The organism is Spirosoma oryzae (assembly GCF_003002825.1).
GTDB lineage: Bacteria > Bacteroidota > Bacteroidia > Cytophagales > Spirosomataceae > Spirosoma > Spirosoma oryzae.
The window spans coordinates 59,637-79,005 of sequence record NZ_PVTE01000008.1; the positions used below are offsets into that span (position 1 = coordinate 59,637).

6 protein-coding genes are annotated in these 19,369 nt (G+C 56.7%); all 6 read left to right on the forward strand.

Translation table 11 applies throughout. From position 1 onward, the window contains the following. Positions 1 to 25 precede the first annotated feature (25 nt). The 6 genes from CLV58_RS10965 (at position 26) to CLV58_RS10990 (ending at position 19,313) form a co-directional block, all read left to right on the forward strand. Positions 26 to 5,767 carry a hypothetical protein gene (locus CLV58_RS10965; protein ID WP_146141409.1) on the forward strand — a complete coding sequence of 1,914 codons (5,742 nt, stop codon included), beginning with the start codon at positions 26 to 28 and terminating at the stop codon, positions 5,765 to 5,767. 24 nt (positions 5,768 to 5,791) lie between these two features. Then, positions 5,792 to 7,978: a fibronectin type III domain-containing protein gene (locus CLV58_RS10970; RefSeq protein WP_146141410.1), complete on the forward strand. Its 2,187-nt coding sequence runs from the start codon at positions 5,792 to 5,794 to the stop codon at positions 7,976 to 7,978. Between the two features lie 16 nt (positions 7,979 to 7,994). Beyond that, positions 7,995 to 15,437, forward strand: coding sequence for a T9SS type A sorting domain-containing protein (locus CLV58_RS10975; RefSeq protein WP_106137857.1), 7,443 nt, complete (start codon positions 7,995 to 7,997; stop codon positions 15,435 to 15,437). Between the two features lie 14 nt (positions 15,438 to 15,451). Next, complete coding sequence (locus CLV58_RS10980; RefSeq protein WP_106137858.1) at positions 15,452 to 16,804, forward strand: PKD domain-containing protein; 1,353 nt, start codon at positions 15,452 to 15,454, stop codon at positions 16,802 to 16,804. Between the two features lie 84 nt (positions 16,805 to 16,888). After that, positions 16,889 to 18,562 carry a sensor histidine kinase gene (locus CLV58_RS10985; protein ID WP_106137859.1) on the forward strand — a complete coding sequence of 558 codons (1,674 nt, stop codon included), beginning with the start codon at positions 16,889 to 16,891 and terminating at the stop codon, positions 18,560 to 18,562. Next, complete coding sequence (locus tag CLV58_RS10990; RefSeq protein WP_106137860.1) at positions 18,555 to 19,313, forward strand: response regulator; 759 nt, start codon at positions 18,555 to 18,557, stop codon at positions 19,311 to 19,313. The genes CLV58_RS10985 and CLV58_RS10990 overlap by 8 nt, the downstream gene beginning before the upstream one ends. Positions 19,314 to 19,369: the final 56 nt, after the last annotated feature.

Sequence of the window (19,369 nt, forward strand, 5' to 3'; positions counted from 1 at the left end):
GTCGTGACTTCATGCCCCTACACAGATGAGACGTACACTTCTACCGTACCTGATTAGTAGCCTTTTGTTACTAGCCTGCCTACCCAGTCATGGCCAGAACTACCCGGTACAGATACAGGCGCTGGCGAAACCGCCCTACACAACGTATCTGGCCGATCTGTCGAGCCCGACCAGCGAACAGCTTTATGTAACGCTGATGTTAAAAGACTTACAGCTGGCCAATCGGCAGGTCCGACTGAAAACGTCTATCGAGGGACCCGGTACCCGGATCATGGGAATGGACAACGTGGCCGCCCCACCGATCAACTTACTGCCCGGTTCGATGATTCAGCTGACAGGCAGCGACCTGGCCGTGTATTTCCGGCCTGAGAACCTACAGATTCAACCCGCACAGTACGCCCGACCCCTTCCGGAAGGCCTGTACCGCTTCTGCTTTACCGCTTTCGATTACCAGACGAATCAGCAATTGTCGGCAACGGTCTGCTCCAACTATGCTTGGCTACAGCGCAGCGATCCACCCCTCGTAGTGCTGCCCTCCAGCACGCAACCGGTTCCGGCTCTACCCGCCCAGCAGGTGCTGTTTCAGTGGATACCCCGCCATAGCCAAGTTAGCGCGGTCGACTACGAGGTAACCCTGACCGAGATTATCATTCCGCAGGGTTTCGGCGGTAATCCACAGAACCTGTTCTTCGCGCAGCCACCCTTTTTCACCACCCGCACGTCGGGCACTACCTTCCTGTACGGTCCGGGGAGCCCTCCGCTTACACCCGGTCGACTCTACGGATACCGGGTGCAGGCCGTACCTAAACCGGGGCAGGAAGGCCGGGTAGCCTTTGTGAATGATGGCTATTCCCAGGTTGGTTTCTTTGCTTACGGTGCCAGTGTTACCCAGAACGCGTTTACAACTCTCCAGAATTTACAAAAGCAATACACCAAGCCAACCCCTCCCGAAAGCATTGCCAAAACCATGAAGGGCCGGGTAGTCTGGTCATTCAAAAAAACCGAACTCGAACCCGATACCGCTCAGACAGACTGGGTCGTAAAAACAGCGGCCCGGGCCTATGGCGAAGTGACGCGCCGGGTGGCGTCGCCCGGCGAAAAAAGCAGCGTTGCCAACCCACTCGAAAACGCACAGGTAAGCGTACTAGCCAACGGTCGACTCATCGGCACCGCCAAGACGGACAAAGACGGCAACTACGTACTGAATGGATTCAACCCCGACGTGTTGGCGGGCGTATCAACACTGACGGTACGGGCTACATCAACGGACGATTTCGCCCCCCTCACTCGCATCGTATCAATTCAGCGTGGACAGGCTAACTATGATCTGGGACAAAGCACGCTGATTGCACAAACTTTTCGGTTTGCATCGCAACTGGTGTCGGCCAATATTCCCAAGGAAGACCTTAGTATACGGCTGCTGCGTCGGAAGGACATCGTTGCGCGCCTGCCTTACTTGGTCAGAGAAGGCAGCGACAGCCGTGAGGACGTAACATACAACGGTCAGTCGTACGTCAGCATCGCGACATTGACCTCGGCGCGGGCGGCCCGGCGTATCTTCTACAATACCACCGGGGGCGATCAGTTGGTCGTGCAGGTACAGGCCAGAGGAAAGTCGCCAATGTATTTTCCGCTGAGTCCGTTCAACGAAACGGCCGGGCCAGACGGCAACAAGCCCTTGCTGTATCTGAAGCGGAACTACACGTATAAAAGCACGATAACACTGGCGGGTAAAGTGGGCACGCGATCACCCAGTTTCGTACCCCGTGAAGGCGTTCGCGTTACAGTCACCATCGCGCAGGCCGACCGGCTTGATGGACTCAAAGGCGACTTTACGAAAACCGTCACGACCGACCGAACGGGACAGTATACACTAGCTGAACTACCCTTGCTTCGGAAAAACGGGCAACTAGCCCTCCAGGCCGTCGACAATACACTGTCGCCGACCCCGCAGACCGAAACAATGTCCTTCACGGGTAATGAGATACTGGAGAAAGACATTACCCTACGTTCGACGGTTTCGCTGGTAGCCGGTGTGCTGAACGATCAGTACGGCAAGCCCGTCAGTGGTGGTCTCGTCAAGGTACAGGCAACGGGGCAACTCATCCGTACCAACGAATACGGCTTTTTTATCGTCAAAGCCTACGGCACCAGCCCTGTATCGATTCAGTTGGCGGCACCCGGCTTCGATCAGCAATCGGTAACGTACCAGGCCGGACGATTCAGTTGGAACGAGCGTAATCCCGGCGAGAACAGCCGCACCTGGGAACGCACGCTGGGCGGCTACAAAAGCGTGAGCCAGCTATTAAACGCTGCCGGCGCATCGACATTATCGGCCAGCCTGCTGGGATATGGCGACGAAACAGTAACCAGTGTGTACGAGCGGCTGGTGCTACCCAACGAACAGCTGGGCAGTATGACCGATGCTGGCGTTGTCACGATTCGGAATCAACAGGGGATCGTCCAATTCGTAACCACCCTGAACGGTAGTCCTACAGCGGCCCGGATCGAAATCAGTGATGGTAAATCGGGCGAAACCGGTGCGAACGGCTGGGACTATTCGGGCGCGGGCGATGTCATCCGCTACAAGGTTGTACCCGTCAGTAATCTGACGCCTTACCTGCCCATATCGGGTGAAGTGACGGTTACGGCCGGCGAGAAAAAAACAATTACTATCGCGCTGGAGAAAGCGGTCGTTCTGAAAGGAACGATCACGCAGAAAAGCGACAAGAAACCGGTTGCTGAGGCTACAATCGAAGTCGATGAGCTACCCTACAGCACTACGTCCGGTGCCGATGGTTCCTACAAACTATACCTGCCTTATAACCGCGAAATGCGGGTCAAGGCAAAGAGCAAAACGCACAATACGACCGCTTTTTCGACAACGTTGCTCGACACGCGCAACTACGATTTCGTACTGGACGAGCGCGACACGACGCTGCCTGAATTAAAAACTATTCTGGGCTACACCATCGACGCGGAGAAGCTGGAACGTATCTCGGAGAAGACGGTCAGAGTCTCGGGGAAGCTTACATTGCCCACGGGTATGGCGTTCGAGTCCGCCGGTGCAAAAACACTGACCTTTACCAACGTCCTTGTCGACGTCGACGAGGAAGGCGACAGCCGTCCCCAGCGAGAGATTGTCTTCAAGGAGACAGAGCTGGAATTGAAAGCGTTCAAGTTTGCGCCGGTTATACTGGAAAGCCGGGCCGGATTGACCCTTCGACGCTTCGTAGCGGAGGAAACGGTCGGTTTACTTGGCGGTAGCCGGCTGCGCCTGAATACAGACCGGCTTCAGGATGCTGGTGGGTTTACGCTTAATCTATTACCCCGTACGACACTGACGTTTGTCGACCCCAACGACGAGCGGGGCAAACTCAGTGAATTACTGGCCGGTGAGCTAAAGGACTTTGCCCCGGCTTTCTGTAATCTCAAATCATTCCCGGCCGTGCTGTCGTCGGCCAAGTACAAGCTTGCGTTTGACCTGAAGACAACCCCGATTACCGGTTTATCCAAGGAAGCGAAAGACCGACTCGAAAAAGATAGCGAGAAGTTTTTCCCATTTCAGGTCACGTTTCTGACCTTTCTCTTCGACAAAGAGAAGTGCGCGCTTACGGAGAAAGGTATTGAGTTTGTTGGTAAGGTGCGGCTTCCGCAGGCAGCTAGATTTAAGTGGCTGAACGACGATGTCGAGATCGAGAAACTCACCATCGGCACCAAACTCGAACTTAAAGAACTAGCACTTAAAATCACCGACAAATCCCCCCTGGAAGCCAAAATGGGCAGTTGGCGGGCCCGGCTTAACCGACTGATTATCTACGACAACTTCAAGGGCGTTGGTTTCGGCGGCCGCATTGCCACAACCGACAACAAGGATAACGACCTGATTATCGACAAGTTGTACTATGTAAATCAAGGAAGCGGCCTTAAGATCGGGGGTAAGATTACGCTCCCCAAAGACGGCTATAAAGTAAGTTCACTGAAGTTCACGACGCCGAAAGGCTTCGAAGTAGCGTACCTGTCGGCGAAGAAAGCGTTCGAGATCGACGGCACACTTAAAATCGACTACACCGGCACCGCCAAAAGTTCAATCTTTACGCTGTTTCCGCTGGAAGTACAGCGCTTTACATACCGGAGCAGTCAGGAAATGCTGGTGGCGATCAAGGCCAACGCCAGCCTGATGCTGGGTCCGGTGAAGGTTAATATCCGGCGGTTTCTGTTTAACCGGGGCATAAAGATGACCGTCGATGAGATGAACACGCTCATGCAGCGGGACTCGACGGAAAACGCCAGTCTGGCCAGCAACAGCCGGTTCAGCGCCCCGGAATCGAGAGCCAGGGACGCGGTTGGCGAAGAAAGCCTGCAAGCGTTCGACGAACTAGGGGCCAAAGACGAAGATCGGGAAGTACCCTTTGCCGAATCGCAGGTGTCGTGGGGCATTGGTGTGGCCGGGGGCGTTGAACTCGATGTCCGATCGATGCAGGTTAAAAGCGACGCGTCGGTACTGGTTGTCGACAACGCCGGTTCCGTACAGGTTCGCGTCAACGAGTTTTTCTTCCTGATTGATAACAGCAGTTTTAAAGCCGAAATCCGCGCTAAAACCGTCAACACCGACGTTCGGCAGGGCTTCGAAGGGTCGGGCAATTTCGAAACTCTCTCGCGCAAGTTTGCCTGTAGTTTCAAGTATTACAAAGTGGGCCCGGCGGCATCCGACCTCGAACTCGGACTGGCCTTGATTGCCTCAACGCAGATTCCGATGGGCTCGGTTACCTGGACACAGCTCGGCGGGGCCATCGACTTCAACATCCGGGAGAAAAAGTACTACGTCGCACTCATGGGGGCCCTGACTCCTACCGGCGTCGACAAGAAGCTGGTTGAGTTCGACCGGGTTAAAGTCAGTATTCTGTTCGACCTGATCGAATGCGGGGCCAAACCCGTCATCAAAGGATCGGCCGGGGCTAAAATCAACCAGACCGACTGGGGCGTTGCCACTGTCACGCTTGATTTCTGCCGGACGCGCCTGATCGTGGACCTCAACAGTGACGTCGAGATTCTGAAAGGGTTCGCCAAGCTGCGCGTCAATGCCTTGCTGTACGCGAAAACCAACATGGCGTTTTTCGGCTGCAACGCCCGGCTTAACATCCCTAAAATCGGCGACGCTAACGTACTCATTGCGATCGGCATCAGCGCCCGCCGGGATCAGATTCCTGAAGCCGCAGCCATCTGGCGGCAGGTATCCAGTTACGCACTCGACGACAATGGGCAGTACTTCAACGGAGTCAATGTCCGGGGCGACGCCAAGATTGCCCAGCAGGAAGGCGGCTACAGTATCAATCTGGGTATCGGCGACGCCAGCTTCCGGTACCGGTACTGGGCCGACGCGTCGCTGGAGTTTTACGGGCGCTTCGCACGGGCTGAGTTTGGTGTCTACGGTCGCGTTCGGGCCGGCGGCAGTGCTTCGGTCAACCTGCTGGGGGCCGGTTTCAATGGTGGAGCCGACGCGAGTGTCGAAATCAGAGGGGGCTACGGCGAATCGCAGGGCTGGTATTTCAATGGCGAAGCCATGCTCCGGTTCTACCTCGACAACGACAGCGGACGGGGTTGTAACTCCGCCGGGATGCGCTGGTGTTCGAAAGAAATCTGCGTCGGCTATCCCTGCGGTTGGGGCGATTGGTGCCATAAATGCTGGGGCGTCCCCTACCCCTGCGGTTTTTCCTTCAAACTCTGCCGCGATGTCAAAACCTCTTTCAACTGGCATTCACGGTAATCATCATTCTCCGGACCGAGTAGTATGCGAACACGATTCATTTTTTTTATAGGATTACTCCTGCTGATGAGCCCAAATCTGCGGGCACAGAACAGCGACACGAAACAGGGGCTGTTGATTCTTCCTTCACCAAGAGGCAACTACCTGGTCATAACGTCAATGCAACCCAAACGTGAGGACGCATCGCTGCTGGCCAGTACGGCTTATTTTCAGATCGAGCGCACGGAATTGACCAACAAAATACTGGAAAAAGGGGCCACCAAGGGGAAGGAACTAGGTTCCGATACCGTGGGGCGAAACCCGACCCGTGAACTACTGAAAACGCAGATGATCACGAAGTTCAGCCGACCGAAGACGATCGCTGACCTGCGCCGGCTGGTGGGTGACGAATACCTGAAACTCCTCCGGGAGGCAACAAAAACGACCACCGATGAGGCCCTGCTCGCTTACCTGGCAACCCACGGCAATCCGGAAGACTACAGCTGGCTAGCGGGTAGCATCGACCTGCAACTAGTGCTGGGCACGGTGTTTCTGGACAAGGACGTCAACGCCGGGCTGGTCTATTACTACCGCATTACGCAGGTCGACAAATCGGAAAACCGGCTACCCTGGAGCGAAGGGTTTACCGTAGCCGGGGCCGAAAACACGGCGCTCAAACAACTCAAGGCCCAGACAACGCAGATCGTCGGGCAGGACAGCCTGGTGGCTATGACCTGGAAACTACCCGTCAACCAGTTCAAACCGGCGCAGCCCGCTACGATACCCACAACCATCAACGTCGATGATCCGCAGTTTCGCCAGGCCATAGCCGTCCACCTGACGTCCCCGGAACTGGTACGTGCCTCGGTTCGGATGTACACGGGTACCGAGTGGAAAGCCGGGCCAACCCTGATCCCGACGCTGACAGCCAAGGGTGATACGCTGGTTTTTTACTGGCAGAAAAACTGCGTACCGGAAGAAGCCGTACGCGCCTGCATCATTCCGCAGGATCTCGTCTACAACACCGGATCGCCGTCGGATACGGCGACAGCCGTCGCTATTAGCCAACAGAACCTGGTGTTGCTTTACGCAGCTAAATCGCTGGACACGACCGACGCCGTTCGGGTTAGCTGGGCCCGACTACCGCAGAAACCGTACTACACGGGTATTGAACTGATGCGCGACAACGGAGCCGACAGCACGTTTTCGATCGTGGCCCGGCTAACGGCGCAGGATTCGCTTTTCTACGATTATACCGTACGGCCCGGTATTAACTACACCTACCGCCTACGGCCGCTATTTATTCCACTACAAGGCTTAGAGCAGTCTGTTGCGGCCGAAACCGTGGGTTCTTGTACCAAGTTCAGCCGACCACTGCCCGTTTCCGATTTACAGGTTCGTACCGAAGGGCCGCACGTACGGGTGACCTGGAAAGGAGCCACCAGCCCCAGTCTGTTTGGCTACTATGTCTACCGGGGTACCGCGAAAGACAGGTTGTCGCTGGTTAGCGGAACGATTCGCAACGCCACAACCTACCTCGACACGGCGGGTGTACTGAGCGGTCGAACGGAGTATTTCTACAGCGTGATGACGATGAATCTGACCCAGGATACCAGCAACCTGGTCCCACCGGTATCCATTCGGCCTACGCGGTACATCGAAACGACATATCCTAAGATCGTCGATGCATCACTGATTAACAAAGCAGCCTGGCTGAGTTGGAACGACGTACGGACGCAGGATAATATTCTGATCGGCTTCGTCGCCCAACGGCGAATCGGATCGACGGGTGCATTCCAGTCGGTGAGCAGCCAGCTATTGACCCAGCCCTCCTTTACGGACACCACGCTACAGGCCGGCCAAACGGTCTGGTATCGGGTAGCGGCCGTGACAGCATTCGGCGATACAACAACGTTCTCCGAGCCAACGGAAGTCGTCGTTCCCCGCCCGGCTCCCGATCCGGTCTTTACGTTCTACGCCCGCAATGTCACCCAGGGCGTAGAAGTTAGCTGGCCCGGCGTATCGAACGGATTGCGGCAGAAATACGGCATCTACCGCCGGAATGCCGATAGTGATGACTTCGTCAAGATTGGCGAAGCCGAGGGCAGCAGCACCCTCTTTATTGATACTCAGGTGAATAGCGGGATCAAGTATGTGTACTCAATCACGGCCATCGAAGCCGCCAACCGTGAAAGCAAACGCGTGAAATCAGTGGCCGTAATCCGGGACTAGTCCCTCAGTCAGCATCATGAAAAAACTAGCTACTTATCTCTGCCTGTCACTTCTGGCCCTGTTGCTGGCCCTACGCTCGTCGTACGGACAGGTAGCGCTACCCGCCGAAATAACCGAGTCAAACTGTAAGGCTAAACTAGTCCCCGACAAAACGTACACGCTATTCAACCAGGACGTTCGGTTTCGATTTTTCTTTCCTCGTAATGGCAATAACAATCAGTTGTCTTTTGCGGTGACGTCCAATATGTTTTTTGTCAAGGTGTCAAAGGGGGGCTCCATCACCATGACACTTGACGAGGCAGACAACCCCAAAAAAAATAACCTGGACTATATACTGTGGGGGCCCTACGACAATTTAACTGATCCCGGCACTAAGGTACTCGACAAGCCGGTCGATTTTGTCAGTTCGTCAACTTACCCGTACAACAACGGAACCAGCGTACAGACATTCAACCTGACACCCCGTACGGGCCAATACTACCTGCTGTTCGTCGACAATGTCGACAAACTGGCGCGTACGTTTAAAATGACCTACGCATCCGGTGATGGAGGGGCTATCGATACCAGTCCCATCGGCGATACGCCAACCATCAGTGGTCAGCCCAATGCTGGTGCCGTTTGCGCCGGAGGCACCTTATCACTGGCCGTTACGGCAACCAACGCCACATCTTACCAATGGCGATTGAATAATAACGTCATCAGCGGAGCGACCGATGCCACCTATACCAAAACTAACTTTACTAACAGCAATGCCGGGCAGTACGACGTAATTGTCTACGGTAGCACAGGTTGTTATGCGCTCAGCAACGCCATCACCGTCAATACGACGACAGGCGGGGTACCGTCGATTACGAGTCAGCCGGGGGGCATCAACACCTGTACAGGGCAGTCGGCCACGTTCAACGTCACGGCCAGTGGCAGCAACCTGACGTACCAATGGCGCAAAAATGGCGCGCCGATCAGTGGCGCAACCAGCGCCAGTTATTCACTGGCTGGCGTTACCACCAACGATGCGGGTCAGTACGACGTAGTCATCAGTACGGCCTGTGGTACCGTCACCAGCAGTTCGGCAACGCTCACCGTACAGGCAGCAGCGGTCATCACGAGTCAGCCCACGGCGCAGCAGCGTTGTTCGGGCGAATCGGCAACGTTTCAGGTTGTCACATCGGGCAGCGTAACGGGGTATCAGTGGCGCAAAAACGGCACACCTATCGAGGGGGCAATCAACGCGACCTATTCGCTCGCGAACGTTACCAGCGATAATGCGGGGCAGTATGACGTACTAATCAACGGCCCCTGTGGTACACAGAACAGCAGTCAGGCCAGCCTGACCGTCCGTACCCCCATTTCGATTGCCAACCAACCCGCGTCGCAAGCCGTCTGTCCAGGAGGTTCGGTAACACTTCAGGTAACAGCTACGGGCGAAATCACGGGCTACCAGTGGCGCAAAAACGGCAACCCAATCAACGGAGCAACGGCTTCCTCGTTAGCATTGTCCAACCTGACCAACAACGACTCGGGATCGTACGATGTCATCGTTCAGGGCCCCTGCGGGACTGTGACCTCGTCGGCCGCTACACTTACCGTTCCCACCGACCTACAACTGACACCAACGGCAACATCGGCAACCTGCTTTCAGGGTAGCAATGGACAGGCCAGCGTAGTCGTAAGTGGAGGAACCAGTCCGTACACGTATCGCTGGAACACGAACGCAACAACAGCTGCCATCGACGGCCTGACCGCCGGCACCTACTCTGTCGTCGTTACTGACGGAATCGGTTGCTCGAAAACAGCTAGTGTAGCTATCGGTCAGCCGACGCAACTGGTTCTGGCGACGACCAGCACGGCCATTAAATGCGCGGGCGGTACTGACGGTAGCGCCACCGTCACAGCCACCGGTGGTACCGCTCCCTATACTTACCGCTGGAATAACGGGGCCACCACCGCTACCGCCAGTGGACTGATCGCTGGGGAGTATCAGGTTATCGTCACTGACGCCAACGGTTGTCAACAACAGATCAGCGCGTTCATTAGCCAACCCAGCCCACTGGTGCTGACCACGACCAGCACCGCCATTAAGTGTTTTGGGGGCAGCGATGGCAGCGCCACCGTCACGGCCACCGGCGGTACCGCCCCCTACACCTACCGCTGGAGCAACGGAGCCACAACACCCACCGTCAGCAACCTCACCGCCAGCGACTATCAGCTTGTTGTCACCGACGCCAACGGCTGTCAACAGACAACCTCGGTAGCCGTTGCGCAACCCGCCACGCTGCTAACGCTGACCAGTGCCAACAGCCCAGCCAAGTGCTTCGGCAGCAGCGATGGCTCAGCCACCGTCACCGCCACCGGGGGCGGCACCACCTATTCTTACCAGTGGAGCACCGGGGCCACCACCCCCACCACCGCTGGACTAGCCGCCGGCACCTATCAGGTCTCCGTCACCGACAACAACGGTTGCCTAAAGACCACCAACGTCACCATCGCCCAGCCGACGCAGCTGGCTCTGACCACAACCAGCACCGCTGTCAAGTGCTTTGGCAGCAACGACGGCAGCGCCACCGTCACGGCCACCGGCGGTACCGCTCCCTACACCTACCGCTGGAACAGCGGAGCGACTACCGCTACCGCCAGTGGACTGATCGCTGGGGAGTATCAGGTTACTATCACCGACGCCAACGGCTGTCAGCAAGCCACCAGTCTACAAGTTACCCAGCCGACTCAGCTGGTGTTGACCACTAGCAGCACCGCTGTCAAGTGCTTCGGGGGCAATGATGGCACAGCCACCGTCACAGCCACCGGTGGTACCGCTCCCTACACCTACCGCTGGAGCAACGGAGCCACCACCGCTACCGCCAGTGGACTGATCGCTGGGGAGTATCAGGTTACTGTCACCGATGCCAACGGCTGTACAAAAACAGCCAGCGTCACCGTCATCCAGCCGACTCAGTTGGTGTTGACTACGAGCACTACGGCCGTTAAATGCTTTGGCGGCAGCGACGGCAGCGCCACCGTCACAGCCACCGGCGGTACCGCCCCCTACACCTATCGCTGGAGCAACGGAGCCACAACACCCACCGTCAGCAACCTCACCGCCAGCGACTATCAGCTTGTTGTCACCGACGCCAACGGCTGTCAACAGACAACCTCGGTAGCCGTTGCGCAGCCCGCCACGCTGCTAACGCTGACCAGTGCCAACAGCCCAGCCAAGTGCTTCGGCAGCAGCGATGGCTCAGCCACCGTCACCGCCACCGGGGGCGGCACCACCTATTCTTACCAGTGGAGCACCGGGGCCACCACCCCCACCACCGCTGGACTAGCCGCCGGCACCTATCAGGTCTCCGTCACCGACAACAACGGTTGCCTAAAGACCACCAACGTCACCATCGCCCAGCCAACGCAGCTGGCTCTGACCACGAGCGCTACAGCCGTCAAGTGCTTTGGCGGCAACGACGGCACGGCAACTGTCACGGTCACCGGGGGTACCGCTCCCTACACCTACCGCTGGAACAACGGAGCGACTACCGCTACCGCCAGCGGACTGATCGCTGGGGAGTACCAGATTACTGTCACCGATGCCAACGGCTGTCAGCAAGCCACCAGCCTACAAGTTACCCAGCCGACGCAACTGGTGTTGACCACTAGCAGCACCGCTGTCAAGTGTTTCGGGGGCATTGATGGCACAGCCACCGTCACGGCTACGGGCGGTACCGCCCCCTACACCTACCGCTGGAGTAACGGAGTCACCACCCCCACCGCCAACGGTTTGACTGCCGGCCCCTACTCAGTTACCGTCACTGACGCCAACGGCTGTACCAAACTCATCGATGTACAAGTTATCCAGCCGACTCAGCTGGTGCTGACTACGAGCGCTACAGCTGCCAAGTGCTTCGGGGGTAACGATGGCAGTGCAACGGTCACGGCCACCGGGGGAACCGCCCCCTACACCTACCGCTGGAGCAACGGGGCTACTATCCCCACCGTCAGCAACCTCACCGCCGGCCCCTACTCGGTTACCACCACCGATGGTAACGGTTGCGCAAAAACCAGCACTATCGACGTTGCGCAACCCGCCACGCTGCTGACCCTAACGACCAGTACTACAGCTACCAAGTGTTTCCTGAGTCAGGACGGCAAAGCGACGGTCGCCGTCGCAGGTGGTGGAACGAGCTACACCTACCAGTGGAGCACCGGGGCCACCACCCCCACCGTCGAAGGGTTACCGGCGGGAACGTACTCAGTGCAGGTAACCGACAATGTAGGTTGCGTCAAGACGGCCAGCACCCAGATCAGTCAGCCGGCAGTACTCGTGTTAACCACCGCCAATACCGCTGTCAAATGCTTTGGGGGCAACGACGGCACCGCGACTGTCACCGCATCGGGTGGTACCGCTCCCTACACCTACCGCTGGAGCAACGGGGCAACAACGGCGAGCATCACTAGCCTGACAGCAGGCAGCTATACCGTGCGGATCAGCGACGCCAATGATTGTCAGCAGACCGTCACCGTTACCGTTAGTCAGCCAACGAAAGTAGGGTTGACGCTGCAAAAAGACGACGTCAAGTGCTTCGGGGGCAGTGATGGCGCGATAACGTCGGCACCCACGGGCGGTACCGGCGCATACAGCTATGCCTGGAGTACCGGCGCAACGACACCGACCCTGAATGGGCTGGTAACGGGTGCTTATCAACTAACTATCACCGACGGAAACACCTGTGTACAGACAGCCGGCATACAGGTTGACCAACCGACCCTCGTTGTTCTTACCAGCAGCAGTACGCCCGTCAAATGCTTCAACGGTAGTGACGGCGTAGCAACAGTGGTTGCGACGGGCGGCAAAGGTGACTACACCTACCGCTGGAATAACGGCGCGACCGTAGCGGCAGCGAGCGGTTTAGCCGCCGGTACCTACTCGGTCAACGTAGCCGATGCCAACGGTTGTACCAAAACCACCAGCATCGACGTTACGCAGCCAGCCGCCATCACCCTGACCCCCACCATCACGGCTGCCAACTGCTTCAGCAGCAGCGACGGTAGCGCAACCATAGTGGCCACCGGGGGCGTGGGCAACTACACCTACCGCTGGAGTACGGGCGCTACCACACCGGTACTCCGGGAGGTGTCGGCGGGTACGTACTCCGTGGTCGTAAGCGACGGCAATAGCTGCGTAAAAACGACCAGCATCACCGTCACCCAACCCACCGAACTCATCCTGACAATTGCCAGTACCGCTGTCAAGTGTTTCGACGGCACTACCGGCACGGCCACCGTCACGGCAGTCGGCAGCGTGGGCAATTATACGTACAGCTGGAACACGGGCGCTACAACGAGCGCCATTGCGAGTCTTACGGCCGGCACCTACCAGGTTACGGTTAGCGACGCCAACAATTGTCGACAGAAAGCCAGCGTCGAAGTCAAGCAACCCGACCAATTGCGGTTTACACTGCAAAAAGAAAACGTCAACTGTTTCGGTGGTAGCGACGGTACCATTTCGCTCAGCGCCAAGGGCGGTACCGGTGCTTATCAGGCCCTTGTCAACGGCACAGCGACTGCGTTCTCGGCGGGCGAACAGCACCGGATAACCGGACTGGTTCCGGCAACATACCAGCTGACTGTGGCCGATGCCAATGCCTGTCAGACCACCGCACAAACGGCCCTCATCGAACAGCCCAAGCAGCCAGTAACCGTCGCCCTGACCACCGCCACTAATCCACGCGGCTTCGGCCTGACCGACGGCTCGATCAGCGTAGCCATTGCGGGGGGAACCCCGCAGTATCAGACCCTGTGGACAGCAGGTGCAGGCGGTAGTGCCGGAGCCGGTCAGTCGACAAACGGTGGTACGGTTAACACGATCACGCAAATCGGCGACGACACCTACACAATTACCGTACAGGACGCCCGGTACAGTGCAGCTACCCAGAAAGAAGGCTGCATGGCAACGCTGACCCAACGGCTCACTCAACCGCCTAAGCTGACGCTGACGCTGACAGCGACGCAGCCCGTTTCCTGCTTCGGCCGGCGCGACGCCCGGATTCTGGCGACCGCTGATGGTGGCGTACCGTTGGCAACAGCCGACAAGTACACCATTCGGTGGCAGCAGATTGCCGGTGGTACGACTGTCCCACTCAATACGGAGGGATTAGCTATTCAAAATCTACCCGCCGGTACATACCGGTGCATCATCGCGGACAAAAATGGCATTACCCAACAGGCGGACCTCGTACTGACTGAACCAGCCAAGCTGGTCGCCGATGCGACGGGTATTACCAACAACCTGTGCTACAACGACCAGAAGGGCACGGCTACGGTACAGATACAGGGGGGAACCTCACCGTACCGGGTCGACTGGAGTACGGGGGCGACGGGTATATCGCTCACTAGTCTGAAAGCGGGCCGTTATCTGGCTATCGTCAGCGATCAGAATGGCTGTTCGGCCGAAGTACCGGTTCGTATTCAAGAGCCCACGGCGCTGGCCGTCTCAGTTCTTGATAAGCTAAACCCTACGTGTGCCGGTCGCTGCGACGGGCGCATTCAGACAACCGCTAAGGGCGGAGTACTACCGTATACGTTTAGCTGGAACACGGGCCCGGCAACGGCGTCGCTGGTAAACCTCTGCGGGGGTGACTATGCCCTGACGGTGCGCGATGCCAACGGCTGTCGGGTAACGACGCCAACCGTGGCACTGGTAACACCGGCCTCTAAGACGCTATCGGTATCGGCCGATCGCACGATCTGTGAGGGCCAAACGCTGCAACTTAACGCTACGCAGCCCGGCACGAACACTTACGCCTGGACCTTACCCAACGGAACGACATCGGCCAACCCCCGACAAGCCATTGCGCAGGCAGGCCCGTACCAGATCACTGTGACTGATAGTGTGGGCTGCTCAGCCAGCAACGCCTTCACCGTTCGCGTAACGCCGATGACGGCGCAACTTACGTTTATCATCGCCAGTCAGGGCATCGTCGGTGACACGATTGTGGCCGTCAACGTCAGCGACGGCAACGCTCAGTTTGAGTGGATTCTGCCCGCATCGGCACGTGTACTAAGCAAGACCAGTTCACTGGTCACGTTCATCTGTACGCAGACTGGGGCTTACCAGATCGGCCTACGCGGATCAAACGGCACCTGCGAAGCGGAGGTGTACAAGACACTCACGATCAAACCCGAATCCGGCCGCAGGGCCGCGCCGGCCGAGCCAACCCCGACGGCAGTCATCGTGTACCCTAACCCAACCGCCGGGCAGTTTCGGGTACAGGTCGATTTCGGTAGCGTCACGACGGCGCGCCTGTCGGTAATCGACTTACGGGCGGGCCAGTCGGTCTACACTACACAGTTGGCCGGTCAGTCGACGTATGATCAAGCCATCGACCTGCCCGACCTGCCCGCCGGCTCGTATATCGTCCAGATCAGCACGGCTACTCAGCAAGTCACCAAACGTATTATTATCAACCGCTAGACGGTTCCTCATTTATGAAAGCTACCCTGGGTTTTTGGCTCCTGAGTCTCGCTGCGCTAACCAGCAGTGCCTGTTACCGGGAAATGAGTATTCCTGTCAAGGCCGACTTTTCGATAAAAGCGACCAACGATAACTTCACGCCCCCGGCGTCGATTCAATTCACCAACCTAACCACTGGAGCGGATGCCTACCAATGGACGTTTCCGGGGGGAACTCCCGGTACGTCGACGGACAAAACACCCGCCCCTATCCGGTACACAACTGCCGGCTCGTACACGGTAAAGCTGGTTGTCTCCAACGTCGACGGTGAGCAGGGCACGAAGGAACTGACGTTGAAAATCGGGGATAAACTGGTACCGGCGTTCCAGGCCGAGGTGGTTGGCAATTTATACCCGCCCGCCACCATCAACATCAAAAACCGGTCGCTGGGGGGCGACCGGGTTGTGTGGACGTTCGATGGTGGATCGCCCGCGACATCGACGGATGCTAATCCCAGCGTGACGTTTGCTACCCCCGGCCCGCATAAAGTGTCGCTGCAGTTGTTCTACGGCAGCTTCGCCCAGCAAAAAGATACGACCATTGTCGTGGCACCCGACCTGGCACCCGCCTTCACCTATCAGTTATCGCCCGAAGACTACGATGAAGAAGCCCCCCTGACACTGACAACGCAGAACCAAACGGTGGGCGGGACATCGTATACCTGGTCGGTGGAAGGCGGTACCGTTGCCAGCCCAACGGCTAAGGAAACGGCCATCACCTTCGCGAAAGAAGGCACATATACCATTAAACTCGACGCTGGCAATACCAAGAAAAACCAATCGGTCAGCCGTACGATCGTGGTGAAACCCAATCGTAACCTGTACACGCTGACTGATGTAAAATTGGGTATCAATGCGGCTCAGAAAACAATCGGCAGCTTTCTGTCGACGAGTCAGAACCGAGTTTTCAAAGCGGATGAGGTGCTGACGGCCAAAGACGGCGCATCGATTGACGTGGTATTTTTCGGCCTGAATCCGTCGTTTACCTACAACCGTTTCGTGTCGCCGACTGACGCAGGCAATCTGACGTTCGATGATATTCCGGGCGCGCAGGCCGTGCGGTTCGTCAACCTGCTGGAAAACTGTCAGACCTGTTCGACCATAACGGCGACGCAGTTTGAGCAGATGACTGACGATACGTGGCTACGGACGCTACCGATTCCTGAGCAGGGCGAAACGGTTGGCTTTTCCAACAAACAAGTTCCCCGGTTTGTGCTTTTTCAGACGCAGCAGGGCCGTAAGGGTATTATCCAGATCTCCCGATTTGTCGAAGCCGGGGAGTCATCGTACGTACTGTGTTCGGTGAAAGTGATGAAAGAAACCCGCTGACAGACGAGCGATGTTATACACGTATTGTACATTACAGCCTTATTAGCATACCATCATCTGCCCACCCGGCGCTCACCCTCATTCATGAAGTGGCTTTTACGGAGTACGCACATATTGTTGATCACCTGGCTGATGTCCTGCCAGCAGCCAGCCAAGCCCGCAGCGGATCAGCGCGCCCGTTTTCTGGCCGATAGTGCGACACAGCTACGGTTCATATGGGCGGGTAATGAGGAGTACCAGCAGAAAAAAGGCTTTGCGTCGTTTGCCAGAAGCCTTGCCTATTATGACAGTGCACAGGCCATTGCCGACCGCTGGAAAAATCGCCGGATGCTAGCCAGGGCCGTCAATGCCAGGGGCCGTGTGTACGATGCCTGGGACAAAGAGCCGCAACGAACGATCTATTACTACGGGCGGACATCCGAACTGTACAAGCCGATGGCCGACGAACGATACCGCTATCTGTACACGACTCATTTGTTGGCACACGCCTACGAAAAAGCGCGGGATACCCTCCACACTACGGCGGTGCTCAACCGCTTGTACGACGAAATGCAGAGCCAGGATACGGCCCTACTGAAGACCTACACCTTCATCCCGGAAATGGCCCACATCGCCACGGGTGTAGGAGCCTATGCGCTGGCGACCAAGATTCTGACGAACCTGACCCGTCGCGCCTGGATTGCCAATGATTCCTCGACGTATAACTTTTTGGATCATTATTATTTGACGCGGAGCCGAATCGATGCGTTTACGAAGCAGCGACGGTCCTCTCCGTACGTCGATTCGTTGACCAATGTATTCAGCCAGAGTCGTAACCTGCTCGACAGTCTTTACTACGCCGAAAACCTGGCACGGATACACCGGCAGCAGCAACACCACGAAGCAGCCAGTCAATACTACGCGCTCGTTAATGATCTTACCCATCGACTTAACAATTCGGGTGCCGTTGCGCAGATGCAGGACGCCCTTGTCAGCAGTGAACTGCTGGTAGAAAAAAACAAAATGGCTTACCAGACTGCCGTACGCGAGGCCCGATGGCAAACCATCTGGGTCTTATCTGTACTGCTGATAGTGATCAGCCTGCTGAGTTTCTACCTGTACCGCCGGAACAGACTGGTCGAAACGCAGGCGAAGCGGTTGTCGCAGTTGAATGAGCAACTCGACGAGCAGGTTGTTCAGGTTCAGTTGCTCAACAAGGAGATTCAGCACCGGGTGAAAAATAACCTGTCGATGATTTACAGCCTGCTGCGAATGCAGGAGCGCAATACCGACCACCCTGAAACCCTGATCCAGTTGCAACAGGCCCGGCTGCGGGTTGAATCCATCGCTACGCTCCACAGTCAGTTGGTCGGTGACGAAGGACCCGTCGATTTACACCGTTACATCAAAACGATGCTCGATTCCGTTGTGGGCTGCTACGACAAAGCCGTTACCACGAACTTCGCCATTGCACCGGTTTCGCTGCCACCCAAATGTTACCTGCCTCTCGCCCTCATCCTGACCGAATGGGTCACGAATTCGCTCAAACACGCGGTTCCGCGCAAGCCCATCGACACGCTGTATATTAACATCGCGCTCGATCAGGACAAAGATGCCCTACGGGTTGAGTATAGCGATAACGGACAACTCACTGGTCAGCCAGCGATGCCGGGCCTGGGTATGGACATCATCGGCTTGCTGGTTCGGCAGATCAAAGCGACGTTAACGACCCCACCCACCCACCCTTACCACTATAAACTGACACTCGTCTGTGGTTGATTCATTCGCAATATTGATCGTGGAAGACGAACTGCTGATAGCCGAGACGTTGCGTTACAGCCTGGAAGATTTGGGGTTCAGCGTCAGTGGCGTTGCCAACACGTACGATCAGGCCATTGCCTTTATCGACCAGTTCCGGCCAGACCTCACGCTGTTAGACATCAATCTTAATAGTGAGCAGCCCGATAACAATGGCCTTGCCCTAGCCAGTCAGCTAGCCAATCAGTACCGGTTGCCGTTTATCTTCCTGACGGCTTATTCTGACCGCGATACCATCTTGCAGGCCACCCGTCTACGTCCCAGTGGCTACCTAATTAAACCCGTTAGTCCGGCCGCATTATTTGCGACCATCCAGACAACCATTGAACATCAGCTTGTTCCTGCCCAATCGATACAATCAGTCCCGCAGCTGGGCGAACAACCTGACTTCTTTTTTGTCAAAGTAGGTAACCGCAACATAAAACTACACTGGCAGGACGTATACTGTCTGGAAGCCAGCAAAAATTACGTTCAGATTCGGGTCATCGGTACTTCGGTGACGTATACGATCCGGGGAACGCTGAACTTTGTTTGTCACCAGTTGATCCCGACCTCGATTCAGCCAGGTTTCCGGCAGTTTAATCGAAGCACCGTCGCCAACATCAAACACCTGACTCACTTCGACCAGGAAGCTGTCTATTACAATCAGTTCCGTATCACCAACACACGATTCAGCCAAAAGGAATTACAGTCGCTGCTCGCCTACAGCTGATCATCACCTCAGCGACAGCGTCTACGGTCGCCCCCATTACTTTAGCCCCTGATTCC